Source organism: Bacillus sp. FSL K6-2841, from assembly GCF_037976435.1.
GTDB classification, from domain to species: Bacteria; Bacillota; Bacilli; order Bacillales; family Bacillaceae; genus Bacillus; species Bacillus pumilus.
On the sequence record NZ_CP150266.1, the window covers coordinates 3,446,887 to 3,472,311 of the forward strand.

The 25,425-nt window shown below is 42.2% G+C and carries 29 protein-coding genes; 9 read left to right on the forward strand and 20 right to left on the reverse strand.

What is annotated here, in order from left to right; genetic code table 11:
* Positions 1 to 125: 125 nt before the first annotated feature.
* A complete protein-coding gene (locus MHH68_RS17680) occupies positions 126 to 458 on the reverse strand; it encodes a helix-turn-helix domain-containing protein (protein WP_058013341.1) in 333 nt (110 codons plus the stop codon).
* Between the two features lie 178 nt (positions 459 to 636).
* Here MHH68_RS17680 and MHH68_RS17685 point away from each other — a divergent pair, with 178 nt between their 5' ends.
* The 4 genes from MHH68_RS17685 (at position 637) to fosM (ending at position 3,835) form a co-directional block, all read left to right on the forward strand.
* Positions 637 to 1,530 (forward strand): VOC family protein, encoded by an 894-nt coding sequence (locus MHH68_RS17685; RefSeq protein ID WP_058013340.1) that lies wholly within the window; start codon positions 637 to 639, stop codon positions 1,528 to 1,530.
* Entirely contained in the window at positions 1,508 to 2,269 is a 762-nt protein-coding gene (locus MHH68_RS17690) for a GTP cyclohydrolase II (protein WP_012011730.1), read from the forward strand. Before MHH68_RS17685 ends, MHH68_RS17690 begins: the two co-directional genes overlap by 23 nt.
* Entirely contained in the window at positions 2,256 to 3,347 is a 1,092-nt protein-coding gene (ribD, locus tag MHH68_RS17695; RefSeq protein ID WP_339164468.1) for a bifunctional diaminohydroxyphosphoribosylaminopyrimidine deaminase/5-amino-6-(5-phosphoribosylamino)uracil reductase RibD, read from the forward strand. Before MHH68_RS17690 ends, ribD begins: the two co-directional genes overlap by 14 nt.
* Positions 3,348 to 3,409: 62 nt before the next feature.
* A complete protein-coding gene (gene fosM / locus MHH68_RS17700) occupies positions 3,410 to 3,835 on the forward strand; it encodes a FosM family fosfomycin resistance protein (RefSeq protein ID WP_339164469.1) in 426 nt (141 codons plus the stop codon).
* Positions 3,836 to 3,954: 119 nt separating this feature from the next.
* On the opposite strand, the gene MHH68_RS17705 is transcribed toward fosM, so the two are convergent.
* The 7 genes from MHH68_RS17705 to MHH68_RS17735 form a co-directional block, all read right to left on the reverse strand.
* On the reverse strand, positions 3,955 to 4,809 hold the full coding sequence (locus MHH68_RS17705) for a polysaccharide deacetylase family protein (protein WP_339164471.1): 855 nt from the start codon (positions 4,807 to 4,809) through the stop codon (positions 3,955 to 3,957).
* 65 nt (positions 4,810 to 4,874) lie between these two features.
* Complete coding sequence (locus MHH68_RS17710; RefSeq protein ID WP_144461484.1) at positions 4,875 to 5,204, reverse strand: PTS lactose/cellobiose transporter subunit IIA; 330 nt, start codon at positions 5,202 to 5,204, stop codon at positions 4,875 to 4,877.
* A 19-nt stretch (positions 5,205 to 5,223) separates the two neighbouring features.
* Positions 5,224 to 5,547 (reverse strand): PTS sugar transporter subunit IIB, encoded by a 324-nt coding sequence (locus tag MHH68_RS17715; protein WP_058013336.1) that lies wholly within the window; start codon positions 5,545 to 5,547, stop codon positions 5,224 to 5,226.
* A gap of 12 nt (positions 5,548 to 5,559) precedes the next feature.
* A complete protein-coding gene (locus MHH68_RS17720) occupies positions 5,560 to 6,993 on the reverse strand; it encodes a glycoside hydrolase family 1 protein (protein ID WP_339164474.1) in 1,434 nt (477 codons plus the stop codon).
* Positions 6,990 to 8,054, reverse strand: a complete 1,065-nt coding sequence (uxuA, locus tag MHH68_RS17725; RefSeq protein ID WP_339164476.1) for a mannonate dehydratase — start codon at positions 8,052 to 8,054, stop codon at positions 6,990 to 6,992. The genes MHH68_RS17720 and uxuA overlap by 4 nt, the downstream gene beginning before the upstream one ends.
* A gap of 14 nt (positions 8,055 to 8,068) precedes the next feature.
* The gene (locus MHH68_RS17730) at positions 8,069 to 9,379 is read right to left on the reverse strand and encodes a PTS transporter subunit EIIC (RefSeq protein WP_339164478.1); all 1,311 of its coding nucleotides are present in this window, start codon (positions 9,377 to 9,379) and stop codon (positions 8,069 to 8,071) included.
* 87 nt (positions 9,380 to 9,466) lie between these two features.
* Positions 9,467 to 11,425 (reverse strand): BglG family transcription antiterminator, encoded by a 1,959-nt coding sequence (locus MHH68_RS17735; RefSeq protein ID WP_339164482.1) that lies wholly within the window; start codon positions 11,423 to 11,425, stop codon positions 9,467 to 9,469.
* Positions 11,426 to 11,561: 136 nt separating this feature from the next.
* On the opposite strand from MHH68_RS17735, the gene MHH68_RS17740 reads away from it, so the two are divergent.
* Positions 11,562 to 11,774: a hypothetical protein gene (locus MHH68_RS17740; RefSeq protein ID WP_257474592.1), complete on the forward strand. Its 213-nt coding sequence runs from the start codon at positions 11,562 to 11,564 to the stop codon at positions 11,772 to 11,774.
* Between the two features lie 45 nt (positions 11,775 to 11,819).
* On the opposite strand, the gene MHH68_RS17745 is transcribed toward MHH68_RS17740, so the two are convergent.
* The 6 genes from MHH68_RS17745 to MHH68_RS17770 all read right to left on the reverse strand — a co-directional run bounded on the left by MHH68_RS17745 (position 11,820) and on the right by MHH68_RS17770 (position 17,539).
* Positions 11,820 to 12,245, reverse strand: a complete 426-nt coding sequence (locus MHH68_RS17745; RefSeq protein ID WP_003214784.1) for a DUF5082 family protein — start codon at positions 12,243 to 12,245, stop codon at positions 11,820 to 11,822.
* 281 nt (positions 12,246 to 12,526) lie between these two features.
* Positions 12,527 to 12,790: a YwqI/YxiC family protein gene (locus MHH68_RS17750; protein ID WP_058013332.1), complete on the reverse strand. Its 264-nt coding sequence runs from the start codon at positions 12,788 to 12,790 to the stop codon at positions 12,527 to 12,529.
* A 36-nt stretch (positions 12,791 to 12,826) separates the two neighbouring features.
* Entirely contained in the window at positions 12,827 to 13,252 is a 426-nt protein-coding gene (locus MHH68_RS17755; protein WP_050944558.1) for a DUF5082 family protein, read from the reverse strand.
* 297 nt (positions 13,253 to 13,549) lie between these two features.
* Positions 13,550 to 14,956, reverse strand: a complete 1,407-nt coding sequence (nhaC, locus tag MHH68_RS17760) for a Na+/H+ antiporter NhaC (protein ID WP_169055994.1) — start codon at positions 14,954 to 14,956, stop codon at positions 13,550 to 13,552.
* 143 nt (positions 14,957 to 15,099) lie between these two features.
* A complete protein-coding gene (gene aspA, locus MHH68_RS17765) occupies positions 15,100 to 16,521 on the reverse strand; it encodes an aspartate ammonia-lyase (protein ID WP_012011744.1) in 1,422 nt (473 codons plus the stop codon).
* A gap of 28 nt (positions 16,522 to 16,549) precedes the next feature.
* Positions 16,550 to 17,539, reverse strand: a complete 990-nt coding sequence (locus MHH68_RS17770; RefSeq protein WP_058013330.1) for an asparaginase — start codon at positions 17,537 to 17,539, stop codon at positions 16,550 to 16,552.
* 207 nt (positions 17,540 to 17,746) lie between these two features.
* Between MHH68_RS17770 and MHH68_RS17775 the strand changes: the two genes are divergently transcribed.
* Entirely contained in the window at positions 17,747 to 18,094 is a 348-nt protein-coding gene (locus MHH68_RS17775; protein WP_003214932.1) for a helix-turn-helix transcriptional regulator, read from the forward strand.
* A 57-nt stretch (positions 18,095 to 18,151) separates the two neighbouring features.
* Here the strand turns inward: MHH68_RS17775 and MHH68_RS17780 are convergent, their stop codons facing one another.
* The 5 genes from MHH68_RS17780 to MHH68_RS17800 all read right to left on the reverse strand — a co-directional run bounded on the left by MHH68_RS17780 (position 18,152) and on the right by MHH68_RS17800 (position 21,562).
* Entirely contained in the window at positions 18,152 to 18,619 is a 468-nt protein-coding gene (locus MHH68_RS17780; protein ID WP_012011745.1) for a helix-turn-helix transcriptional regulator, read from the reverse strand.
* A gap of 107 nt (positions 18,620 to 18,726) precedes the next feature.
* On the reverse strand, positions 18,727 to 19,245 hold the full coding sequence (locus MHH68_RS17785; RefSeq protein ID WP_058013329.1) for a YfjD family protein: 519 nt from the start codon (positions 19,243 to 19,245) through the stop codon (positions 18,727 to 18,729).
* Positions 19,246 to 19,266: 21 nt separating this feature from the next.
* Entirely contained in the window at positions 19,267 to 20,025 is a 759-nt protein-coding gene (locus tag MHH68_RS17790; RefSeq protein ID WP_058013328.1) for a hypothetical protein, read from the reverse strand.
* 12 nt (positions 20,026 to 20,037) lie between these two features.
* Entirely contained in the window at positions 20,038 to 21,234 is a 1,197-nt protein-coding gene (locus MHH68_RS17795; RefSeq protein ID WP_144461480.1) for a glycine zipper domain-containing protein, read from the reverse strand.
* A gap of 4 nt (positions 21,235 to 21,238) precedes the next feature.
* Positions 21,239 to 21,562, reverse strand: coding sequence for a WXG100 family type VII secretion target (locus MHH68_RS17800; protein WP_058013327.1), 324 nt, complete (start codon positions 21,560 to 21,562; stop codon positions 21,239 to 21,241).
* A gap of 226 nt (positions 21,563 to 21,788) precedes the next feature.
* On the opposite strand from MHH68_RS17800, the gene pepT reads away from it, so the two are divergent.
* Together pepT and MHH68_RS17810 are read left to right on the forward strand one after the other, a co-directional pair.
* The gene (gene pepT, locus MHH68_RS17805; protein WP_339164487.1) at positions 21,789 to 23,021 is read left to right on the forward strand and encodes a peptidase T; all 1,233 of its coding nucleotides are present in this window, start codon (positions 21,789 to 21,791) and stop codon (positions 23,019 to 23,021) included.
* Positions 23,022 to 23,308: 287 nt separating this feature from the next.
* On the forward strand, positions 23,309 to 23,488 hold the full coding sequence (locus MHH68_RS17810; protein WP_041816054.1) for a hypothetical protein: 180 nt from the start codon (positions 23,309 to 23,311) through the stop codon (positions 23,486 to 23,488).
* Between the two features lie 79 nt (positions 23,489 to 23,567).
* Here the strand turns inward: MHH68_RS17810 and MHH68_RS17815 are convergent, their stop codons facing one another.
* Positions 23,568 to 24,245, reverse strand: coding sequence for a DUF3298 and DUF4163 domain-containing protein (locus MHH68_RS17815; protein ID WP_058013325.1), 678 nt, complete (start codon positions 24,243 to 24,245; stop codon positions 23,568 to 23,570).
* Between the two features lie 161 nt (positions 24,246 to 24,406).
* On the opposite strand from MHH68_RS17815, the gene MHH68_RS17820 reads away from it, so the two are divergent.
* Positions 24,407 to 25,264: a MurR/RpiR family transcriptional regulator gene (locus MHH68_RS17820; protein ID WP_186306799.1), complete on the forward strand. Its 858-nt coding sequence runs from the start codon at positions 24,407 to 24,409 to the stop codon at positions 25,262 to 25,264.
* Positions 25,265 to 25,425: the final 161 nt, after the last annotated feature.

Sequence of the window (25,425 nt, forward strand, 5' to 3'; positions counted from 1 at the left end):
ACCCTCTTCTTCTTGATCTTATATGATGGGTGAATTTATTGTCAACATCATTTTTCATACTATTGACTTAGATTTCTGGAAAATCGCACAAAAAAATTTCGATCAGACAGACTGATCGAAATCGATTAGGAAGGAACATGTTCCACTTTTTTGCTATTTTTACGTTCTAAAGACCAAGCATACATTTCACGAATAATCGGCTCTATTTTCTTCCCTTGCGCTGTTAATTCGTATTCAATCCGTACTGGAATGTCAGGGTATACGTTTTTCTCAACGAGTCCTTCAGCCTCTAAATCCTTCAGCCTTTCAGATAATAATCTGCCGCTGATGTTCATTTCATTTTCAAGCTGACAGAAACGCTTAGGGCCTGTCAGAAGCTGATTGATGATGAGAATGACCCACTTCTTGCCTAGAATCTCCATGGCATCTGTGATTGGACAGCCATCTACTTGAGCCATACCTTACTCCCTCCCGCTTTTCTCTCTTTTTTTCATTATAACATAATTAATTACTTGAAATAAGTCACTAACTATTATATAGTTTAGTTACTAAAAGTAACAAGGTATTCATTTTTATCAATTTTCAATAAACCATTGAACATGCAGATGCATATAACATGAAGGAGATGACCGAGCTTTGAATACAATAGAGCAGGTAAGATTAGGTGTAACAGAATTACATGTATCCAGCTTTGAGCGTTCTTTGCCTTTTTATACAGACATTTTAGGTTTTACTTTATTAGAACAGACGGAATCCACCGTCACTCTTGGAAGCAATGCAAAGGAACCAATCCTTTTGTTAAAAGAAGATGCACAGCTCAAGGAGAAGCCTGATCATGAGCCAGGCCTTTATCATTTTGCTGTTTTATTACCTACCAGAAAAAACCTGGGCACATGGCTGGCACATGTGATCAAAAAAGGCTATCCTTTAATTGGAGCAAGCGATCACTTTTTCAGTGAAGCCATTTATTTAAGTGACCCTGACGGCATTGGCGTAGAAATATATGCTGATCGCCCTGAGGACGTTTGGGTAGGTGAGCATGGAGAACTGAAAGGTGGCGGAAATGCACCTCTTGATGGAGATGGTCTCCTGCAAGAAGCCGCTGATACGACGTGGGAAGGAATTCCAGCTGGGACAGTCATGGGACACTTACATTTCCATCTGAACCCAGAAGAAGCTGATTCCTTTTATGTCAATACGCTCGGTTTTCATATCCGAATGGCTCCCACAGCAAGCTTATTCATTGCAGGTGGCGTCTATCATCACCACCTTGCCTTTAATGCATGGGGACGCGGAAGAAAAGGAGCCATTGATCCACGTTTTTCAGGAATTAGAAGCTATACACTCGTATTCCCACAAGAAGCAGACAGACAGTCCGTCGTTGAGCGCCTAACAAAAGCAGGCACTCAAGTGAAAACAATAGGGGAAAGTAACGAATTTGTTGATCCATTTGGCGTTCTCGTTCGTTTACAGATTGAAGAAACAGACAAAAAAGAAGGTGCAGAATATGGACAAACACACAGATCTTAAAACAGCCATTTTAAAAGATAAAATCAAACGAGTACAGCAAGAAGACGGGTATATATATATCACTGGACCCATTAAATTGCCAGTGAATTTAGACGGCAGAACGGTGATGTTCAACTGGTATTCATGGTTAAAAGACGACGGATTAGAGCCATTGTCAGATGAAGCTTTAATCGAAAGCCTCTCGTCCCGCCAGCTTGCCGATCATCAGCAGTCAAGCGTGCTAGTGTATGGAGATTTCGAGCACGCTGACGAAGCTCTTATCCGCATGCATTCCATCTGCCATACTGGTGATATTTTTGGAAGCAAGCGCTGCGACTGCGGATTCCAATTGAAGCAGTCCATGCGAATGATTGAGGACAATGGTGCAGGTGCCCTGTTCTATTTAGCCAACCATGAAGGCCGCGGCATTGGACTTTTCACGAAAGCCATGGCTTATATCCTTCAAGAAAATGGCTACGATACAGTAGAAGCGAACGAAGCTCTCGGCTTTGAAGATGACACGCGTCAATATGAAGAAGCCATTGCGGTTCTTCAAACACTTCGTACAAAGCCAGTCAGACTCATTACCAATAATCCGAAAAAGACAGATGCCATCAGCCATGCAGGTTTATCTCTTTCTGGACGTATTCCGCTTTGGGGTGATGTCTCGGAGTTTAATGAAAAATACTTGCAGACAAAAATTAACCGCTCAGGTCACATGAAGGCGGATCAAGAGGTGCGTACGATTGCCACATCATGAGCGATATATGAATCTAGCACTTGAAAATGCACGGGCAATGAAAGGTCAGACATCTCCAAACCCGCTCGTCGGGGCTGTGATTGTGCGTGAGAATGAGATTGTTGGTGTCGGTGCTCACATGAAAGCCGGTGAACCACATGCTGAAATTCATGCACTTAAAATGGCCGGAGACAAGGCAAAAGGAGCCACCATTTATGTGACCCTCGAGCCTTGTTCTCACCATGGCCGTACAGGTCCTTGTGCGGAGGCACTTGTGAAAGCAGGCGTCGAAACGGTTGTCGTGGCGGCTCTTGACCCGAACCCGCTTGTCGCTGGCCGCGGAATCGCCATTTTACAAGATGCTGGCATCCAAGTGATTACAGGCGTACTTGAACAGGAATCCATTCTCATGAATGAAGTGTTTAATCATTTTATTACGAAAAAAACACCTTTCGTGACGCTCAAGGCAGGTATTACCTTAGACGGAAAAATTGCGTCTGCTACGTCTGACAGCAAATGGATTACATCTGAGACATCCCGTTATGATGCTCATCATATCCGCAGTATCAATGATGCGATTTTGGTCGGTGCTCAAACGGTTATTCATGACGACCCTTCACTAACTGCACGGATTCCAAATGGGAATCATCCGATTCGAATTGTTTTAGACTCTAAGCTATCAACACCGCTGACAGCAAAGATCGTCACTGATCAGATGGCACCTACTTGGATCTTTACAACAAAGCAAGCCGATGAGGAAAAACGAGACGCTTTAGAAGCAGCCGGCGTCAGCGTCTTTGTAACAGACAGCGAGACGCGGGTGCCCCTGCAAGAAGTGCTTCAAACGCTGGGAGAAAGAAATGTCTCCTCCCTCATGATTGAAGGCGGCGGCCAGATCAATGCTTCATTTTTAGAACAGCAGCTTGTAGATAAATTGGTCATTTATATGGCACCCAAACTCATTGGCGGAAGACTTTCTCCTTCCTTTTTCGGAGGCGAAGGCATACGCCTCATGAGTGATGCCATTGAACTCGATCAGCTCTCAGTAGAAACACTAGGGAAAGATATTAAAATAACGGGATATCCCGTTTATCAATAAACAAAAAAGCTTGTAGACCCCATCTACAGGCTTTTTTAAAATGACAGTTTGAGGTGGATGTGATGTCGATAAAAGGAATGAATCATTTGTTATTTTCTGTTTCTGATTTAGAAACCTCTATTGATTTTTACACAAAAGTATTTGACGCCACTTTATTAGTAAAAGGGAAAAAAACAGCTTACTTTGATTTAAATGGGCTATGGCTTGCACTGAATGTGGAAAAGGACATTCCTCGTCAAGACATCCAGCACTCTTACACACACATCGCTTTTTCAATCGATGAAAAGGATATAGATCACATGTACAACAAGCTAAAACATTTGAATGTCAACATCTTACCAGGTCGCCCAAGAGATGAAAAAGATCATCAGTCGATCTACTTTACGGACCCTGACGGACATAAATTTGAGTTTCATACAGGTACCATGAAAGATCGAATCGATTATTACAAACAAGAAAAAGCACATATGGAATTTTTTGATGAATGATAAAAAAACAGAACTTCCATTTACATGAATGTTCTGTTTCGCTTTTGAACCGCCAATGTCGATTCACCCATCATCACCGTGAAACTTGTCGTAAATTGTTTCATGTGAAACATTTATCGTTAATTCCCTTCTACCAGCCTGCCAAAGCTTTCTGGTGAAAGTCCCGGTGAAATGCGGACGCGGTGCAAGGACATCATGCCTTGTTCCTTTTTCGCATGTCCTGGTTCAGTGGTGACAGCCATTTGATAACCGGCTTGCTTCGCCAGTTTTAGCGTGTCTTCGTTATAGCGCCCGACAGGATAGCTGACCATTCGCGTACGCTGAGAAAAACGTTGATCAAAGAATGCCTTTGATCCTTTTAATTCCTCTTTCTGCTGCTCCTTTGATAAACGATTGAGCTCTAAATGATGTATTGTATGACTCTCGATCGACAGCCCATTTGCTATCATTTCATCCATCTGTTCATCCGTTAAATGGTTCGGACGGCCAATGGATTGCTCAATCATGAAAATCGTTGCCTTCATTCCATACTGCTTTAAAATCGGAAATGCCTTTGTATAGTTATCGGTATATCCATCATCGAATGTAATGAGGACACACTTTTCACTTGGCTTCGTATTTGTTGTGAAGACGCGGTACGCTTCTTCTGGCGACAGCGTGACATAACCATTGTCCTTCAGCCATTTCATATGAGCCGCAAACTCGCTCTTTGGTACACGCAGCGAGTTACCACTGGAGATGCTGTGATACATCAAAATCGGAAGCTCTACCGGCTCCTTTTGCTCAATCCAGCTCTGTGTATCAATATCTATCGCTTCTGTCTGCTGAATCTCTTCTGTTTCTTTTAATTGTAATGAACCCTTTTCCTCTTTGACCACCTGCTGGTTTCCTTCCGTTTGCTCCTTCGTTCCCATACAGCCCGAAATGAGCAGCGCCAAAAGACCAACCGTCATCAACATACATGTTTTTTTCATTCACCAATCCTGCTTTCTCTCTATCTATCGAATGATTATAACAGAAATTGGTTACTAGCTGATATCTATTTTGACAGGGTGTTCATTTTTTTACACATTTCAATCATTTCGATGGCAAGCAGATGAATGGTCTCTGTTGTGAGCATTTGATCTTCTGCATGTATTAGCAGCAAAGAAAAGGGAAGCTGCTCACCTGCCGCCTCTTTTTGGATCAGCGACAAGTGCAGGTGGTGGATGCTTCGAAACGCTTCCTCCCCTTTTTCAATCAACTGCTGTGCTTTTTCAAAATCATCAGCTCTTGCTAGACGAATGGCTTCGACATAATGGCTTCTTGCCTCGCCCGCATGAGCAATGATTTGAAAGGCTGCTCCCTGCATTTCCTCTAATACCGTCATCTGCTTCTCCTCCAATTACTTAAGATTCATTTGCTAGTTTCAGAGCATGTTCTAGTATTTTTTCTCCGTTCGCTGTTCCGTATAATCTCACATTGATGACATCGACAGGTACTTGGTAAGGTGCCGCTGTTTTTTCTGCTGCCTTTTTCATAAAGCTTACTTGCGGTCCAAGTAAAATCACCTGCACATCTTCTCCGTGCTCTTCTAATTCATCCGCAATTGCCCCTTCAGGTATAGCGTATATATCATATTCCAGCCCCTTAGCTTCTGCGGCTGCCTTCATTTTGGACACTACAATGGACGTCGACATTCCTGCGGCACAAGCGAGAATGATTCGTTTCATATCCCAACACTCCTATCGATAGTTGACTTCTGTTTCGACCTTCAGTTCCCTTGTTTTAATTAATGTCTGGTACCAATATGCTGATGCTTTCAACTGGCGATTCCGTTCATTTTCCAGCTGGATTTCGACTAAACCGTAGCGGTTTTTAAAGGCATTCATCGGCGATACATTATCCGTAAAAGCCCAAAGCATATAGCCCGTGCAATTTGAGCCTTCTGCTTTTGCTTGAAGTGCTCGCTTTAAATGCTGGCTGATAAATGAAATGCGATACTGATCATCAATGATACCGTCTTCTCTTTTAAAACGTTCTTCTTTTTCCACACCCATGCCGTTTTCAGCCACAAACCACTCAATATTTCCGTATTCTTCTTTTATTCTCATGCCCATATCATAGACAATGTCCGGGTAGATTTCCCAGCCTCTGAATGGATTCATTTTTCTTCCTGGAAGCTCAAACATATCGTAATAATAAGACGGGTGAAATGGCGTCATCTCATTCCACGCCTTACTCGGTGCTTTGACCCGATGCGGATAGTATAAGTTGAGCCCGACGACATCGACCGTATGATTCTTGATGACCTGAAGCTCTGCCTCTGTCGCATCAAAAAGAATCTCATGCTTTTTCAACACATCGAGCAATTCCTCTGGATACTCCCCTTTGATGGAGGGATCTAAGAACATTCGATTGAAAAACAAATCATACATCCGTGCCGCTTCTTGATCATGCGGAGCAGAGGACCTTGCATACGTCACTTCTGGATTGAGAATCACCCCAATTTTTGCACCTGTTGATTCCTTCAATCCCATCTCCCGAAACAGCTTCACCACTTTTGCTGTTGCCAGTGCTTTATGATAGTTCCAATGCATCCATTTCTTCGTATTTTGCTCAAAGGGATAACGGATAGCATCTAAGTACACACGTGTTTGGACAACAATCGGTTCATTAAAGCTAAACCAATGCTTGACCCTGTCTCCATATCGCTCAAACACCTTTTCCGCATAGAGAACAAACAGCTCGACGACATGCTTTGATGACCATCCGTCGTACTTTTCAAGCAGCACGGCTGGAAGCTCATAATGCTCTAAGCAAAACATCGGCTCTACACCTGCTGCGATTAATTCATTGATCAAATCATCAATGTAACGAGCATAGTCCTCATCCACAATCCCCTTCTCGTAATCGATAAAAAATCTCGACCAATTGATCGATGTCCTATAATGAGTCAGGCCGATTTCTTTCATGATGGCTACATCTTCTGGATAGCGCTCGTAAAAGTTCGTCGCACCAGCCGGTCCATATCCTTCGTGCCATACGTGATACCCATTCTTATACCATAAATCGATATACGAATCCTGATGTGCCTCCTTTCCCTTCCATCCCTCCGTTTGCCAAGCAGAGGCCGCAGCACCTAGGATAAAATCTCTTGGAATCTCGATTCTGTTCATGTCGCCACCTTTCCTTTCCTCGTTTGAACGTGAAGTCCTTCCCAAATTCCTTGCAAATACATAGCCCCAAGCGCCCGATCATATAAACCGTAGCCAGGCCTGCCTGTCTCGCCAAAGATCATACGCCCATGATCCGGACGGACATAGCCAGCAAATCCCTCTTCATACAAAGCCTTCACAATTGTCCCCATATCGAGACTTCCTGCTGATGAAAGGTGCGCTGACTCTTCAAAATCACCGTTTTCATGCACGAGAACATTGCGCAAATGAGCAAAGTGGATGCGTCCTTTTTTCGCATATTTACGTGCAAGTGACGGTACATCGTTCTGCGCATGACAGCCGAGTGATCCCGAGCAAAACGTAAAACCGTGCTGGGAGCGTCCATCGATTTGAAGAATACGATCCAACTGCTTTTCATTACTGACAATACGAGGCAGTCCGAAAATATCCCAAGGAGGGTCATCTGGATGGAGTGCCATGTTGACCTTTTCTTCTTCTGCTACCGGAATGATATGTTGCAAGAAATAAGACAGGTTCTCGAATAGCCTTTCTGCCCCTAATTCCCTGTAATCAGCCATCAATTGTTTCATTTCCACCTGTGTATAAGAGGTATCCCATCCTGGCAGTGAAAATGGGTCTTTCTCTATGTCCATATGTTCTAGTTGATGCTGAAAATAGGCTAGGGTCGTCGATTGATCAGCCAATGAAAGGTCGAGCTGCGTTCGTGTCCAATCGAGGACAGGCATGAAGTTATAACAAATGACCTTCACACCGTGCTTCGCTAATCGTCGAATATTTTCTTGATAATGCTTGATATAAACGTCCCTCTTTGGTTTACCGAGTTTGATGTCTTCATGGACCGGAAGACTTTCGAAAACCTCGAAGGAGAGATCATGTTTCTCAATCTGTTCTTTTACATGAGCAATCCTTTCCTCAGGCCACAGGTCACCAGCTGGCACATCATAGACGGCACTCACAATGCCTTTCATGCCTGGGATTTGACGTATATGCGCGAGTGATACGGGATCACCCTCTCCGTACCACCTGAATTGCATGTTCATTCATGTCACTCCTTTTATTCTGAATCTGGTGCCGCTTCTGGTTTGCGGTTAGACAAGAGAACAAATGGCAAATAGATGAAGACTGCGACCAAAATACAGATGAGCTGTGTGATGACAGCCCCCATGCTGCCGGCGGTGGACAGCCATGCATTCACAATCGGTGGTGTCGTCCACGGCACCATCACGACGGCTTTTCCAGCAAACCCTGTAGCCGTCGCAATGTAACCAATCGTTCCTGTCACAAGCGGTGTGACGATAAATGGAATTGCCATCACAGGATTTAACATGACAGGCAAGCCAAAAATAACGGGTTCATTGATGTTGAAGAGGCCCGGACCAGATGAGAGCTTGGCAATACTTCGCATCTCTTCCCTTCTTCCAGCAATAAAAATCGCAATCAAAAGCCCAATGGTCACACCTGAACCACCGATGCTCATATACACATCCCAAAATGGCATCGTGATGATATTCGGAATCTCTTTTCCTTCTTGAAATGCTGTCATATTTACTGCAATTGATCCTAATAAGAGCGGCTCCCGAATCGGTTTGATCATCTGGTTGCCATGGATGCCGATCACCCAGAAAAATTGCGCCACAAACATCAACGTTAAAATCCCTGGCAGACCCTGTACAACACTTTCTAGCGGGCGCTGCACCACGTTATACACTGCTTCATGCAAATAAATGCCTGTCAAGCGATGAAATGCAAAGCCGAATGAACTAATGATCGTAATCGTAATGATCGAAGGAAAAAGTGACGAAAAAGATGTTGCCACATTCGATGGAACAGAATCCGGCATCTTGATTTGCAGCCATTTCACCTTGGTCAGCTTACAAAAGATTTCCACAGATACGATTGCAATGATCATCCCTAAAAATAAACTTTTTGGATCGGAAAATTGCCTTGCCAGTACATCTACAACTTCACGCATCGATCCATCCACTTCAAGAAGAAGTGTCGTTGGAATAACAGATATAAATGAAATCAATGCCATCAGCCCTGGGAACAGAGACTTGTGCCCGTTGATTTTCCCAAGCTCTATCCCGATGAGGAACACAGCCCCAATGGTTAAAAAGTTCAGCGTGGCATAATTGATTGCCTTCATAATTGGCTGAAGCTCCGCTAAAAATCTGAACATCTCAAAATGAGCAAGCCCTGTTTCCGGGCTCATGATCATATTTGCCACCAATACAGCAAAAGCCCCTGTAATGATGATTGGCATCAATGTGACAAATGCCTGTTTAATCGCCATAATATATTTTTGATTCGTGATACGATAAGCCACATTCCCCATGACGTCTGCCGCTTTCTCCTTAAAGCTCATGATCTGTCTCCCCCTTTGCAAAAACTCGTGATCATCCTCCTTTGATGTTATTTTAAAAGCGCTTTCATTAACATCTAATCTTTTTCCTCACAGATGCGGAAATGGGTGTCCCGTTTTTTCATTTGGATGCTCCAATACTTGCAGCGCCGCCGTCAGTTCCTCAAATGAAGCGGCCTTGATGAGTTGCTCTACCACTTCCTTGCGCTCTGTCAGCCGTACAAGAAATTGATACAGAGACTGTAACTCTTTTTGATACGTCTTCTGGATACTCAACAAACAAACGACTTGCACCCGATTTTCACCCCACAACACCGGTTTTTTCAACGTACAGATCGCACAAAACGTGTCATCTGTTGCTGGCTTAATCGGATGAGGAATCGCAACTAAATGACCGAACGATGTCGGTGACACTTGCTCTCTTTCCAGCAATAATTGTTCAAACTCTTCCGGGATGCGATCCTGTTCCTTGAGCACATTTACGAAAAATTGCAGTACCTCTTCCCTTGATTGAAGGTCTTGCTGAAAATATGTCAGCTCCGGACTTACATACCGCAAAACCCCTGTATCCTGCGGACCCTGCACAAAGCGTTTCAGCCGCACAATATCATCGTCACTTAGAATCGTATGTACATCAATTACTGGCACCGGCAACGTGTTCTGAAGCGGAATGGTACTAATAATAAAATCAATGCTTCTCAAATCGTACGAAGAAATTTCCCCAACACTTGCAGAACCAGCGATATCCAGCCTTCCGCTAAAAGCTGCTTTCAGCTTATGAAGAAGGAGCTGACTGCTGGCGACACCCGTCGCACACACAATCAGGCATCTCTTTTTCACATGCTGTGATTTTGTCCGCTCGATTGCAGCCCCAATATGAAGCGCCAAATACCCAATCTCATCCTCATGAATCTCAATTCCCTCTTTTTCTTTCAGCCATCTCCCCATATAAACGCCTGCTTCAAATGCAATGGGATAATGCCTTTTAATGTCCGTTAAATAAGGATTACGAATGTTCATACCGTACCTAAAACGATGAATAGCGGAACGTAAATGAAGACTTAATCCAACGATGAATTCTTTATCAAATTGAATACCAAGTGACATGTGCTCCTCTACATAAGCAAGCAATTGGTGGATGAAGCGAAAGTGATCTTCTTCTAGAAGGTGAAATAGCGTATGACCCGCATCTCCGTAAGCCATCATCTTAGCTCCCATCAAGTGAATCGCAATATACGCCATTTCAGATAATGGAAAATCAATTGCTAGGACATGCCGAATATCCTCTGCCATTTGTTGAGCTACTTGGAAAACAGGCTGCACTTGGATCTCTTTTAATTCCGTTTCTGGCATCATGACTAGTTTTTTCTCTTCAATTCGTTTGCATGCTATGGCGATGTGGGTGACTAAATTACTTAAACCGATTTCTGACAGATAAAGTCCACTAGCTTTTGTACGTGAACGCACGATATCCTGGATCAATTGATACGTTTCTTCAGGTAACAGCGCCGAGTTCGCATGCGCTTGCTGAAACACATGCTCAGCCATACAATATCTCAATTTCATTTCATCTCCTGTCAGCCGCAGTCCATATTTAGGACGATGTGACACAGAAAGTCCATGTAATGAAAACAAATGTCTGACCGCTTTCAAATCATTTTTCACTGTCGATTCACTCACAAATAATTCCTCTGCCAACGCATCTAACTTAATATAGTCTTCTGATAGAAGCAGCCTTTTCAATAGAAAGGCTACACGGTCTTCAGGCTGATTGGGAATGATCTGTTCCTTTTTTTCGCTTCTTTCTCTCAATGACTTTTTCAAAAATGTACGAAAAGACCCATAATCCTCGACGGTCAATGTATACCCTGCCCCGCGTTTGATATGCAGTACGGCTCCACATTCTTCTAAAATATATTTAAGCGCTTTCATATCTGTTCGGATCGTTCTTGATGTGACGCCAATCATGCGGGCAATTTCTTCACTAGTCAGTTCCTGTTCCGCTTGCATCAGTCGTTTCAGAAGCTCCTCCTGACGTAGAGATAGCATGATCTCTCCTCCCTTGGCATTTACTTTTGCCTATCATCATAAACGAAAGTAGAACTCTTTGCCCAGTTTTTCTTTCAAGTCGGGAACCACGATATGGCTCATTCGTATGAATAGAAAACAAGAGGAGGGATGCATCATGGGTTCTTTTATGTTTGTTATTATGATGATATTGGCTTCTTTAGGAGCAATCATTGCCCATTTATTCACATCAAAGGATCAGCGTACGTCTGCTAAGCGTTCTTCACATCACAGTTCAACATCAAGTAACTATACTGATTCTTATACTCATCACGCTTCTGATGCCTCCTGCGGAGGAGATTCCGGGGATAGTGGTGGTGGATGTGACTAAACAAAAAAACAGCCGCTCGCTAATGAGACGGCTGTTTTTATTATTTTAAAGAGCCTTCCAGCCCCGTTCAATCAGATGTTTAACATCGAGTGCAAAATCCTCACCCTTTTCCATCACGTCCTGGGCTCTTCCGGCAAAGTTACTGGCAACAGCCAGCTCCATTTTTTTCAATTCAAAGTGCAAGATTTTTTGATCAATCTCTGCGATATATTTTTCATACTCATTGTTCACGATGTCATGCATGACATGATAAGCATCTTTTCGGTGGCGATGAAAGTCGGTTCCTCTCTCACCTTTCCATGACGAATCTAGAGCAGGCTTCTTGATTTCCTTTATGTCAGACTGCGCAAGATCTTGTTCTGTTCGAATATTGCTTTTGGCTGTCTTTAACCGAGAGATCATGTCATCAAATTCTGCACGTCTGTTTTCAATTCCCATATGCAGATGGTGTAGCATCTCGGATAAACTCATGTCATCCACCTCTATCGGACCTCATACGAAAGCACAGATCAGAGCCTTGGAAACGATCGACTCACTTGATTTTTCCAAACCTGGCATTTCTATCGTTTGGCTTTCATTAAGTATAGTATAAGGTGAAAAGCCTCAGTCTTAAATAGGGAAAAGGTGTCCTTTTAGTGACGTGTTTGGAAGAAAAGAGGAATAATACAAGGTCTTACATCCCGTTTTATATATGAGTCCTTAGATCTATATTTCGCATCATACCATGAAACCCATTAGAAAAATGATTGCCATTATTTTGCCGCAATCGCTTCGTCTTGTTCTTTTAAGGTTTTCACATTCGAGCGCGTGTCCTGGACATTTTTGGTTAAGGCTTCTTTAAAACTTGAGACCATTTCGTTCACCTCTGCCTCGCGTGCCGTCCACTTGGTTACAAATTCAAGGCTGTTTTCACCTGCTTTATCTGCTGCTTTTTTCATCGTTAATGCTTCGACTGCTTGGGAGACTTCATCTAGTTGATCCATAACTGTTTGGTAGTTTAATTTAATTTGTCCCATCTTGATATCCTCCAGGTTTGTTCAGCATGAAGGGGCTTATAAGCTGCTCCATGCTTTTGAGATCAAGCGTTTGGCGTCCTCTACTGCGTCTTCTCCTTTTTCAGCAAGACGTGCGGCGTCTCCAGCTAGGGAACTGGCAAAGGATAACGCAGCTTGTTCGGCTTCCAACGTACTGATTTTGAATTCGATGCGGCTCACGTAACGCGGGTACTTATCGTTTACAATCGTTTGCAGCGCATCATGTGCTTCATTCCGCTCTGATTTGAAATCCTGGCTTCGTTCACCTTTCCAAGAGGTCCCAAGCTTTGGCTGCTTGATTTGCTTCAGGTCTGTTTCTGCCGCATCTTGTTCACGTTCGACCTTACTTTTCGCCTTTTTCAGTCGAGCGATTTTTTCTTCGATTTCTGCTTTTTTACTTGTAATGCCACCATTTAGGGCAGACAGCATATCCGATAAGCTCATTATGGGTTCCTCCTCCTGACAAAAAATAAAAACGCTGCTTAGAGTTCATCTAAACAAGCGTAAGGTGAATAGCACTTTTTCCATTATTGTTATTATAAGGTTCAAAGACTCACGTTTGAATAGGGATTTGTACCCTTTTTATGGGATAAATATGCTTTCATTCTGCTTCTCATTACCCCTTAAGACCTCTTTTATAGGGGGTCTTAAATCCTGATTATTTGTTGCATGTCACATATAGCTATAAAGACCTAGGACAAACAAAAGCCGCCCGGTTGAGGAGCGGCTTTTGTAAACGGCTTATGAAGCCGATTCTTCTGATTCTTGTGGATTCTTAACGTACCAGATGAATTTCCCTGTATATCCATAAATAATAGCAAGACCGATGGCAACAAAGCTCAACCACATGAATGGTAAATAAGAGAATGTGGATACGCCTAGAATTCCCGCCATATAAATCCCGTTATCTGACCAAGGGACCATACCAGACGTCATTGTTCCACCGACTTCAGCGTTTCTAGATAGAACGCGTCTGTCTATTTTCAATTTATCGTAGCTTTTCTCCATTATTTTCGGTGTAAGAATTAATGAAACGTACATTGCACATCCAAAAATATTGGCAAAGAATGCTACAACAAGTGTAGATAGGGTTACATTTCCTGCATTATATAATTTCTTCTCAAAAGTAGAGACAATCACTTTTAGAACGCCTAGATATTCAAGTACGCCACCAAACCCAAGCCCGAGAATAATGACCACTAAAGATCCAAGCATATTCACAATACCACCACGATTTAACAGCGTATTTAAGAAATCTACATCTGAATTAATAGAGAAGCCATTGTATGCTGAACCAATCGCATCTGCCGGATTCATTCCTTGGAAAGCCATTGCCCAAATAGATCCTAAAAGAGCACCAATGGCAATAACAGGCATTGAAGGTTTCTTAAATACGAGCAGTAATACAACCACTACTGCTGGGATGACCATCCAAATGTTAATGGTAAATGTATCATGCAGGGCATTTTTCAAAAATTCTACTTTATTTTGATCAATGTTGCGTCCGCCATACATAAAGCCTGTAACCGTAAACATAATGGCCGTAATGACAAAGGCTGGTATGGATAAAACCATCATCGCTCGAACATGTGCCAGCACGTCCACTTTTGAAAGAGAGGAAGCGAGCACTGTACTATCTGATAATGGGGATAATTTATCTCCAAAATAAGCACCGGATAAGACGGCACCTGCCACGATCGGAAGTGGAATACCTAGCCCTTCACCAATTGCGATCATCGCAATCCCTGCCGTTCCAACCGTCCCCCAAGAGGTTCCTGTTGCAATGGACATGAGTGCACAGATGACAAGTGTAGCTAATAAGAAGATATTAGGATGAATAAATTCTAAACCATAATAGATTAACGTAGGTACAACCCCACCTGCAATCCATGTACCAACAAGTGCACCTACTGCAATTAAGATTAAAATGGCTTCTAAACCATTCGATATCCCTTTTGTGATCGCATTTTGAAGATCCTTATAGGAATGCCCCAATCGAATACCTAATGCGATAACCATAAACCATGAGATAAACAATGCTAGTTGAATATCCAATTTGAAATAAAGAGTAAAAGATAAAACAATTGCTAAAAACAAGCCAAGTACAGACACGACTTCTAACATAGACGGCAGACGTGGTGATTTCATTGTGTTTCCTCCCTTTGTGTACGCGTTAAGCGTTTTCAAAATATTGTGAAAAAAGTGTGTCAATTCGAAAGAAAGTGAATTGCCTGTTTTTCTCTATTTCACAGGCAATTCTACATATTAATAAAATAAAATTTTTGATATTATTATCGCTCTAGGAGCTCTGCACCCGCAATTCCAGGCTTTGTCATCTCGAATGGATTCAAAATAATATCAAGTTCTTCTTCTGTTAACACATCATTTTGCAAGCAAAGATCTCTGATCGATTGTCCTGTCAAAATGGCTTCCCTTGCGATTCTAGCCGCTGCTTCATAGCCTAAATGAGGATTCACGGCAGTGATCACGCCTGCGCTTTTTTCTACATATTCTTTCAAACGTTTTTCATTTGCTTCAATGTCCACTAAGCAATGATCTGTGAATGAACGGAATCCGTTATTCATTATACTAATAGATTGAAGTAAGTTAAAGACCAAAACAGGCTCCATCACATTTAACTCAAGCTGACCTGCTTCAGAGGCAAGACAGATGGTGTGGTCATTCCCAATGACCTGGAATGCGATTTGGTTAATGAGCTCTGCCATGACTGGATTGACTTTCCCAGGCATAATGGATGATCCTGGCTGACGAGCTGGCAATGCAATTTCAGCAAGACCTGCACGCGGACCAGAAGCCATTAGACGAAGGTCATTGGCAATCTTAGACATGTTCATCATGCATACTTTTAATGCGGCAGAGACTTCTGTGTAAGCATCTGTATTTTGCGTCGCATCCACAAGATGTTCTGCGCCTACAAGTGGAAGACCAGAAATATCGGCTAGCTTCTTCACGACGATCTCAATATAACGAGGATCTGCGTTTAAGCCTGTCCCAACTGCTGTTGCCCCCATATTGACTTCATATAAATGCTGTTTTGATTGGTTGATCCGCTTAATATCGCGGCTGAGCACGCGGCTGTAAGCTTCAAATTCCTGTCCTAAACGAATTGGAACAGCATCCTGCAGGTGCGTACGTCCCATTTTGATCACATGATCAAATTCTTTCGCTTTCTTTTGGAATACGTCCTGCATCGTTTGCATTGTCTCAAGCAGAATGTCTAACTGCTTCAATACAGCAATATGGATCGCTGTTGGAAACGAGTCATTCGTTGATTGTGACATGTTTACATGTGTGTTTGGGCTTAAATGGATGTATTCACCCTTTTGATGTCCCATGATTTCTAGCGCTCTGTTTCCAATTACTTCATTGGCATTCATATTCATCGACGTTCCTGCGCCGCCTTGGATTGGGTCTACAATAAAGTACTCATGCAGTTTGCCTTCAATGACCTCATCAGAAGCTTGTACGATGGCATTTCCAATTCCTTCATATAAACGCCCAACTTCCATATTGGCTTGAGCTGCTGCTTTTTTCACGATGGCAAAGGCTCTAATCAGTTCCTCGTGCATGCGGTATCCAGTTATCGGGAAATTTTCCTTTGCACGAAGGGTTTGAACTCCATAATACACGTCTGCCAGAATTTCTTTTTCTCCAAGAAAATCCTTCTCATAGCGATAAGTTGCTTGAACCATCTGATATGACCTGCTTTCTATAGAATAGTTAAATCACTAAATCTTCTGCGATCGGCGTTTCCATAATCTTTTTCACTTCTCTTGGGTCTGTTGTTTTACCTAGTGCCCACATGAGTTTCGGCACAATGGCCTCTGTGTTCATGTTTCGTGAACGTGCCACTAGTTCTTGATTGATTTTGCGTCCTACTTCATACACGCTCATGTCTTCTCCTTCTTCAAGACACTGAGTTGTGATGACAACAGAAATGCCTTCTTCGAGCAATTCGTTGATTTTCTCTAAAAGGTTTCTTCCTTCGAAAGGAATTCCGCCGCTGCCGTAGCTTTCGATGACGACTCCTTTGTATACACCTTTGATTGCATCTAAGAATTCAGGCTTTAGACCTGGGTGCAATTTCAAGAGACAAACGTCGGTGTTTAAGGATGCGTCTAATTTAAGCGGTTTCATTGACGATCTTTTTACTTTGCTATTGTATTCAATTTGATGGTTTTCAATCGATGCAATATATGGATAGTTAATACTTTCAAATGCATCATAGCTTTTCGTTCTTAGTTTGATTGCGCGTGTCCCTTGAATGACTCTGCCATCAAAGACAACATATACGCCGCCTACGCCGTCACATGCAAAGCGAATGGCATCGGTAATGTTTTTCTTTGCATCTGTTTTCTTGAACGTAATCGGAATTTGTGAGCCTGTAATGACAATTGGCTTATCCGGATTTTGCAGCATATAAGATAGTGCTGCTGATGTATAGGCCATTGTATCGGTTCCATGCGTTACGACAAAGCCGTCATATTGATCATAATTTTCATAAATGGCTGTTGCGATATCCACCCAGTATTCAGGCTGCATATTTGTACTATCTATACTCATTAGGGACTTTGTGTCCATTGTGTAATCTGCATTAATTTCGTTTAAATAGCTTAAAAGGTCCTCAGCCTTAACACCTGGAGCCAAACCATTTTCACTCTCTACAGATGCAATTGTCCCTCCAGTGGTTAAAAGCAATAATTTCTTCAACAGGTCCACCTCTTTCAGTAAAATTACTTCGTTTGTCACACATATTATAAGCCAGCTTGTGCTATTCTATAATATACGCTTTACGCGTACCTTCATTGCCATTATAGTCACATAACGCGAATTAATCAAGAAATTATTACGCATAACGCGTACATTCTATTACAAAATATGATATACTGTTGTTGTATATAAAGGAGCGTTCATGTAATGATACTCGATCGTTTAACCACTCTTAGAAAAAAGAAAAAATGGTCTCTCCAGCATACGGCAGATCGCCTAGGTATCGCCAAAAGCACCTATGCCGGTTACGAATCTGGGTACCGACGACCTTCGCTTGAAGCAGTGAAGCGCCTGGCTGATTTGTATGATACGTCCATTGATTTTTTACTTGGTAGAACGGACGAGCCAGAGATACAACGTAAAATCTCTGATATCAAAATTGAACTGACGGAAGCAAAAGAAGGAACAATCCTTGTAGACGGGGTTCCCCTAAATGATGAAGAAATCAAACAGCTTGTTGCCTTTATTCGGGCGAAAAACACCCTAAAAGTATAAAACACAGAAAAGAGAGGCCCCTATTAATCGGGTGCCTCTCTTTCCTTTTTCAGCTGCTTAAGAATAAGGAGAAGACAGCTGACTTAATTCCTCTAAGCGCCGCTTCGCTTCTTCTTTATTAAATGAACTATAATAGCGATAATTCTCATCATCTAAGATGCGGTAATGCTGACTCAGCACATTTTGCTGAAGACGAAATGTGCCTTTTTTGATAGACGTCCGCCACCAAACCTTTCCGCCGATTGTACGTTCCACCGATAGATGCAATTCATCATGTGCCACAACTTCCAGAATCTCAAGCGGATCATCCCCGAGTGTCCCTTTTAAAATGTCACTGTCCCTGAATAATGCACATACGGCCGCAGTTTGCGTCCAATTGAGGCGAAGCCTGTTTTTTTCAACCTGCTGCAAATGCCGTTTCGATAAACCAAGTACCTCAGCCATGCGGTCCTGCGTATAATTCTTTTCTTTTCGAATCCGTGCCATTTGTTCTGTGACGAGGTCGATTACCATCTCTTTATCCATCTCTCATCACCTCTCCGAGTGTTCAGTGTTTACTGACATCATACACGATTTTTTCGAAAAAGTGGCGCCTCATCCTTTAGAATATTGGAAAATACTACCTAGTTAATCTATTCTTCGACCTGACCATGCTGCTGTCTCCAGCTCTCTTGGGCTGCCTGATTTAAATGTGGGTAGATCTCTTGTTTGACGGTTTGCTCGAATACTTCTTCATCTAAAATACTGTACGCTGGAATCTTAATCAATTTCCCATCTATTGTCCGAATGAGCACATCCATGAAGAGAAATCCTCTTACACTGTACCGATGCCTGCGCATATCAATGGATTGAATATCATGAAAAGGGATCGTCCGCTCTCGATGCAGAACAGCACCATTTTTTCCGCGCTGAATGCGAAAAATCACGTTTCCCCTCTTCGTAAAAGCCGGTAGAATCATCAAAAAAGAGATCAAGCCATAGAAAATGCCTAATAATCCGCCTAAAAATAAAAACAATGTATAATTCGATTCAAATGTAAGAGCTTCTGAAAACAGCCAAATACCGATGATACCGAAGCCGCCCGTTGCTAAGAATGCCCATACCCTTAGAAAGGTCCTGCTTCTCACTTCTATTACATCACTTGGATTCAAGCGTCATTCTCCTTTTCTCCATTAGAATATAGAACGTAATCCGTCTCTATGAGCCGTCTCCACGCGAAATTCACTTTCTTTTATTCCCGACACAAGCCACGACTGTTTCTCACCTGGAATGACAAATAACATGGATTCCACATCAGGCGTATTATTTTTGTCGTAGACGACCTTCATTAGGGAGTCCATCTTTCCTTTTCTCTTCTGTACATCAGAAACAAATGCCTGCACGAGTTCTTCGTTCTCTGCTCGATGAAGGAAGGAGGGCCACTCATTATTCGCCTCACTTGCTTGCTCTAATAGCTTTTCAAATTCCTCTGCTTGCAGAGTAATGACAGATTCAGGGTGATCACTCATCTTTATGTTGAAAAAGGCCGTCACTTGCTTCTCTGCCTGCTGGTCGTCTTTCAGTTTTTGAATCTGATGGACTTGTTGATCATACAGCGTATGGTGCGCATATACGCCCATCTGTGTCGTATGAAAGGAGGTACTGACTTCTTCATCTTCATCCCCAAATCGAGACGCCTTGACGGTGTGAGATGCGTCATTCATCGCCTGGATGAAATGACGGTATTCCGCTTTATAACGATATTGTCTGTTTCGAAATTCAAGTACACCTTTTGCGAGCAAAGAGCGACATGCAATTTCAAATAAAAACCCTAGGCGCTCGTCCTCTACATCAGGATAATAGGCTTCCTTTAAGGACATGCCTTGTTCAAAATAGCCTTCACTGTAAAAACTAAAGATGAGTTCCTCAATACTTAGACTTAGCTGATCCAACTTGATCTCTCCTTATCCAAAAGAAAATGCACCCTTAAAGAAATCGCCTGCACCTTTTATGAGCGAATCTGCGGTTTCTTTTGTTTTTTCTATCCCTTTATGTATCACCTGATTTGCCTGATCAATGGTGTCATTAACTGCTTTCACACCTTGACCCGCCAGCTCGAATGCTTGTTTCCCTTTATCCACGACCGCATGAATTGGGTCCTTTAATTTCACTGCAACCTGCTCAGCAAAGCCTGATGTCAACTTGGCGACTTTTTCTCCTATAAATCCACCGACTGCGGAACCAATGGCTCCTCCAACGACGGTTCCAATCGGTCCCGCAAAGCTTCCAAGAGCTCCTCCGACAACGGCACCTGCGACAGACCCGCCAGCAATAAAGACCGTATTGTTCACTGCATTTCCAACAGCCTTCGCATTTTCACGCTTAAGGACTTCTGGCTGATCACCGAATTCTGCATAGTTCTCAGCAATTTTCAAACCACAACCGACCGTTTCTGTTGCGCCAGTGACAACCGTTGCAATGATGGCATTTCCTTTGGCGAATCTTGATCCATTTTTCAAAACAGACTTGATCGCAGCTGTGTCCTTCCAATTGATACTTCCTTTTGTAAAGTCACGGACACTATTCGTGAATGCAACTGTATCGTCAGGATAAAATTTTGTGAATTTCTTATGAACCAAATCAGCCATCGACCAGTTTGATCGTTTTAATAATTCTTTTTTACTCAGCCAAATCCTTGCTAGTCGGTCAAATCTCGTTCCTTCTACCCGGCTGGTCAGATCAAGCAGCAGCTTTGAATGCTGCGCTGCATAACGGCCATTGTCTTTAATGAAGGTTGTCATCCCAAGCCCGTAGTATTTCGCCTGCATCATCACAATACCAGCTAAGCTCGTGAGTGTACCATATTGATCATAGATACTGTACAATTTCCGTAAAATATCATCCGCTTCGACCATTTTATCTTTTGCATGACGAATCGCAATATCATCACTGCTCAATTTACTGATCAACGCTTGTCCTGCTCCCCATGCATCCCCGACGCCTGAAAAACAGCTTCTATACCGAGGATCACAGCCTAAAATGAGACCATCCAGTTCACTATGTAAATCGCGGTGCTTCGTTTCTATGACAGAAAGTTCGCCTACAACATCATTCGCCAGCCCTGTCAGCTGATCTGGATCAACCACTATGTCACGTGCCATCACATCATCTCCCTTCTCGATTTCTTTCTCTCCGTTCTTCTTGTCTCTTTCGCTCAAGCTCTTCCATTCTGGCTATTTCAGCTTTCCGTTCCTCGATTTTAACTGCTGCATCGCGCAGTTCCTGACTTGTTTCAAGCAAATCCTTTTCGAATTGATCATAGCGTGCCGTTGTTTCCTCAAAGCTTTGATCAAATTTATTCCTTGCTTCTCCCTGCCAGCCTGATCCTACTGCCTTGAGCCGATTCACAAGCAACTGCTTTGACTGCCGAATCTCCTCAGCTGCTTCCTGAAACTTTTGAGCGAGTGCCAGCGTTTGACTAGAATCCAACTTTCGCACCCCTTTCTCCCAATTTAACGTACAAATGGATGATTTTATATGTCCTCATTATAAATAAAAAGACACCCAAAAAAATCACCCTAAAGAACCATTCAACACATCACAAAATGAAAGTAGGTCTTTTTCCTCTCTAATTGCCAGAGAAAGCCTTTCTTGTTATGAAGCGCATTCAAGACGTGATAAAATGAACGTATTCTACAAAAGGAGTGACGTATACATGAAAGAAGAAATGATTCAGCGATTCACAAGTTATGTGAAAGTAGATACACAGTCGGATGCAGATAAGGAAAGCTGCCCATCGACTGAAGGACAGTTGAACTTAGCGAGACAGCTAGTTGAAGAAATGAAGTCCATCGGAATTCAAGAAGTGACAATGGATGAAAACGGCTATGTCATGGGAACGATCCCGTCTAACACAGAAAAAGACGTACCCACTATTGGCTTCCTGGCTCACATCGACACAGCGACTGACTTCACTGGCAAGAATGTGAAACCGCAGCTTCATGAAAACTATCAAGGCGGCGACATCACCTTAAATGAAGATTTACATATCGTTTTATCTCCATCACAGTTTCCAAATTTACAAAAGTATCAAGGACATACGCTGATCACAACAGATGGCACAACCTTGCTTGGTGCAGATAACAAAGCGGGTATCGCAGAAATTATGACTGCCATGCATTACCTGATCGAGCATCCAGAAATCAAGCATGGAAAAATTCGCGTCGCCTTTACACCAGATGAAGAGATTGGCAGAGGGCCGCACAAATTTGATGTGGATGCCTTTGGCGCTTCCTATGCGTATACAATTGACGGAGGACCGCTCGGGGAGCTGCAATATGAAAGCTTCAATGCAGCAGGTGCGAAAGTATCCATTAAAGGAAACAACGTCCACCCTGGGACAGCAAAGGACAAAATGGTCAGCGCTGCGAAGATTGGGATGCTCTTCCATAACAAGCTTCCTTCTGATGAATCTCCGGAATACACAGAAGGCTACGAAGGATTTTTCCATCTCACGAAGTTTGTAGGAGAAGTTGAAGAAGCAGAGCTGCAATATATTATTCGTGATTTTGATAAAGACAAATTTAACGATCGCAAAGCACTATTTAAAAAAATAGCAAATGACTTAAAAGCCATTTACGGAGAAAACAGCATCAATCTCAAAATTCAAGATCAATATTATAATATGAGAGAAAAAATTGAGCCGGTGAAACATATTGTGGATATTGCCCATGAAGCAATGGAAAACCGCTCAGTGACACCTGTGATCGAACCGATCCGCGGCGGTACAGATGGCTCCCAGCTTTCATATAAAGGTCTTCCAACGCCAAACATCTTTACTGGCGGGGAAAACTTCCACGGTAAATATGAATTTATTTCTGTCGAGAACATGGTGAAAGCAACAGAAGTCATCCTTGAAATCGCCCGTCTATTTGAAGAAAAAGCATAGATATGTTTAAAACCGTTCCTGTTCGGGAACGGTTTTTTAATAAAAGTTTACAATTTTCTGAAACTTTTATGACACTTATTCGTACTAATAGAGACAACCCCAGAAAAATTCTTCTTGACGAGTGCAATAACTGGAAATATAATAGTTAAAAACAACCGGTATTTTAGACCTAAATTAGCAGATCATCTAAACCTTAAGAACTAAACCGATTTGCTGCTTATTTTCAGTTATAAACATCACTCACCCTGTCTACACTTAAAGAATAGGATGAATTGGAGGAATGTCATATGATGATTTTATTGATTATCGCTTCACTTTGCTGCTACTTACTATTCTCTTTCAAAAAAGATAACCGCACACCAAAACGAAAAAGCGCAGAGCTTTCGGAGTTTGAAATCTTTCGTATGCGCCGCCACTACAACGGAAAACGCCGTCACCCACTAAACGAGGCACCTAAACAAGTATAAATCTAAAAAAAGAGCCTCATAAGGGGCTCTTTTTGATTGAGTAAATAGCAAAAAACGACCAGATACAGTGGTCGTTTTTTTATTTATATACCTTCGCAGGAACTTGAATCATCGGAATTCCTACATAGTAAGGTGAAATCTCATATGGTTGGAAGACAACAGCAATTCCCTTTTTCGTGAAGTAATACTGCGTGTTGTAGTTAATTTCAATGTCTCTTTTTTTCAGGTTCGCATAGAATTTGCTTTTATGTTTCTTTGTGTAGTTATAAATATAATCTCTTACTTTTGTACGCTTTTTCTTTGTTTTCACAACGTCTGTCAAGAACACTTGCTTTGTCTTTTTCTTCGTTAGCACATAGTTCATGCTGGAAACCATCGTATCGCCGTGCATTCCACCATCATTCATGTAGTCATAGTTTAAGATACTGAGTTTCTTCCCATTGTTAAATTTCGTTTTAAACGATCTTTCGTACGTGATCTTCCCAAAGCCTTCCTTTTTCGCTTCGTCCTTTAAGAACAAGTAAGTAGAATAAGAGAACGCGATGTCTTCTTTTAAATCACGATTGATGGTTTTCATATGCGCCTTACTTAGGTTTTTCACCTGTGCATATTTAAACGTTTTTTTCTTTTTATAATAGTGTGTGCTTACTTTCGCTTTTTTTGCTTGTTTGGCATCCGCAGATCCAACTGGCGCAAACAACGAAACAATCAGTGAAAAAATGAGCAGACTGATCGTTAGGCCTTTTTTCATTGTCATAGTAAAAACCCCCATTTTTGTCTATTACCAATTGAGTATACCATGACAAAAGAACCAAAAGAAGCAATATTTCCATATTATTCTTCCTTTTTCCACTTCGGGTTTGTTTACCGTTTTCATAAGTTCCTGTATGCTTAATGTAGAATGCTAGATGAAGTGTGGTGTTTATCATAGAAGAGAATATTTTTAGTCACATTCGGACGACGTTTCATAGTTTGTCTCCAACCCAGAAAAAGATTGCCAATTACATTTTAGAAAACCCTCAGAAAGTTGTGCTTCATTCCATTAGTGCACTCGCTGCTGAATGCAATACAAGTGAAACGACGATCTTTCGGTTTTTACGGAAAATTGGCTATGAATCGTACCAAGTGTTTCGTGTCCATGTCGCACAGGATATAGCAACCAATACACCCCAGTCCATATACGGTGAGATCGAGGCATCCGATAGTGTAGCTGACATTAAACATAAGGTCATAGAGTTAACAACAAACTCTATTCAAGACATGAAACATATATTAGAAGACCATGCCGTCACGCAATTCATTGAACAAATGAATCAGGCACATAAAACCGTCTTCTTCGGAGCCGGTGCATCCAGCTTTATTGCTGGGGATGCTTATCATAAGTTCCTCCAGCTTGGTTTTGAAGTGAGTCTATGCAGTGATCCGCATATGATGAACATGATTGCAACTCACGCCACGGAACACGATTTTATCGTTGCGATCTCCCATTCAGGAGAGAGTAGAGAAATTCTTGATGCCGTGCAATTTGCTAAAGAAAAGGGAGCAAAGGTTGCCTCTATCACCAGCTATCCGAAATCAGAGCTCGCAAAGCGATCTGACTTTCATCTGCTCAGTTCCTCTAGGGAGACAACCTATCGATCTGACTCCATGATCTCCCGTATTAACCAGCTTGTGATCATTGATGTACTATACGTTGCCGCTGTTTTAGAACTAGGATCAAATGCCATAGAAAATGTGAAAAGATCTCGATTAGCCGTAGCTAAAAATAAAACATGAACGCAAAAGGCCGGAGCTGATTCCGGTCTTTTTTTGTGACTTTTCTCATATTTTCCGTTGACACATTCCTAACACGTCATGTACATTAAATGGACAATAGTTTATTTACTACTATCAAAAACGAAAGATAGTATATATACTAACAAATGAAAAAGAAAGCG

What these genes read in the sequence shown, in the direction of transcription:
- fosM (WP_339164469.1), top strand. Translation starts at nt 3,410, where the DNA reads ATGTCGATAAAAGGAATGAATCATTTGTTATTTTCTGTTTCTGATTTA.
- aspA (WP_012011744.1), bottom strand. Translation starts at nt 16,521, where the DNA reads ATGGTTCAAGCAACTTATCGCTATGAGAAGGATTTTCTTGGAGAAAAA.
- MHH68_RS17755 (WP_050944558.1), bottom strand. Translation starts at nt 13,252, where the DNA reads ATGAGCTTATCGGATATGCTGTCTGCCCTAAATGGTGGCATTACAAGT.
- MHH68_RS17775 (WP_003214932.1), top strand. Translation starts at nt 17,747, where the DNA reads ATGATACTCGATCGTTTAACCACTCTTAGAAAAAAGAAAAAATGGTCT.
- MHH68_RS17735 (WP_339164482.1), bottom strand. Translation starts at nt 11,425, where the DNA reads ATGCTATCTCTACGTCAGGAGGAGCTTCTGAAACGACTGATGCAAGCG.
- MHH68_RS17810 (WP_041816054.1), top strand. Translation starts at nt 23,309, where the DNA reads ATGATGATTTTATTGATTATCGCTTCACTTTGCTGCTACTTACTATTC.
- MHH68_RS17795 (WP_144461480.1), bottom strand. Translation starts at nt 21,234, where the DNA reads ATGGCACGTGACATAGTGGTTGATCCAGATCAGCTGACAGGGCTGGCG.
- MHH68_RS17780 (WP_012011745.1), bottom strand. Translation starts at nt 18,619, where the DNA reads ATGGATAAAGAGATGGTAATCGACCTCGTCACAGAACAAATGGCACGG.
- MHH68_RS17745 (WP_003214784.1), bottom strand. Translation starts at nt 12,245, where the DNA reads ATGAGTTTATCCGAGATGCTACACCATCTGCATATGGGAATTGAAAAC.
- MHH68_RS17740 (WP_257474592.1), top strand. Translation starts at nt 11,562, where the DNA reads ATGGGTTCTTTTATGTTTGTTATTATGATGATATTGGCTTCTTTAGGA.
- MHH68_RS17750 (WP_058013332.1), bottom strand. Translation starts at nt 12,790, where the DNA reads ATGGGACAAATTAAATTAAACTACCAAACAGTTATGGATCAACTAGAT.
- nhaC (WP_169055994.1), bottom strand. Translation starts at nt 14,956, where the DNA reads ATGAAATCACCACGTCTGCCGTCTATGTTAGAAGTCGTGTCTGTACTT.
- MHH68_RS17705 (WP_339164471.1), bottom strand. Translation starts at nt 4,809, where the DNA reads ATGAAAAAAACATGTATGTTGATGACGGTTGGTCTTTTGGCGCTGCTC.
- MHH68_RS17815 (WP_058013325.1), bottom strand. Translation starts at nt 24,245, where the DNA reads ATGACAATGAAAAAAGGCCTAACGATCAGTCTGCTCATTTTTTCACTG.
- MHH68_RS17720 (WP_339164474.1), bottom strand. Translation starts at nt 6,993, where the DNA reads ATGAACAGAATCGAGATTCCAAGAGATTTTATCCTAGGTGCTGCGGCC.
- MHH68_RS17715 (WP_058013336.1), bottom strand. Translation starts at nt 5,547, where the DNA reads ATGAAACGAATCATTCTCGCTTGTGCCGCAGGAATGTCGACGTCCATT.
- MHH68_RS17690 (WP_012011730.1), top strand. Translation starts at nt 1,508, where the DNA reads ATGGACAAACACACAGATCTTAAAACAGCCATTTTAAAAGATAAAATC.
- pepT (WP_339164487.1), top strand. Translation starts at nt 21,789, where the DNA reads ATGAAAGAAGAAATGATTCAGCGATTCACAAGTTATGTGAAAGTAGAT.
- MHH68_RS17730 (WP_339164478.1), bottom strand. Translation starts at nt 9,379, where the DNA reads ATGAGCTTTAAGGAGAAAGCGGCAGACGTCATGGGGAATGTGGCTTAT.
- uxuA (WP_339164476.1), bottom strand. Translation starts at nt 8,054, where the DNA reads ATGAACATGCAATTCAGGTGGTACGGAGAGGGTGATCCCGTATCACTC.
- MHH68_RS17680 (WP_058013341.1), bottom strand. Translation starts at nt 458, where the DNA reads ATGGCTCAAGTAGATGGCTGTCCAATCACAGATGCCATGGAGATTCTA.
- MHH68_RS17710 (WP_144461484.1), bottom strand. Translation starts at nt 5,204, where the DNA reads ATGACGGTATTAGAGGAAATGCAGGGAGCAGCCTTTCAAATCATTGCT.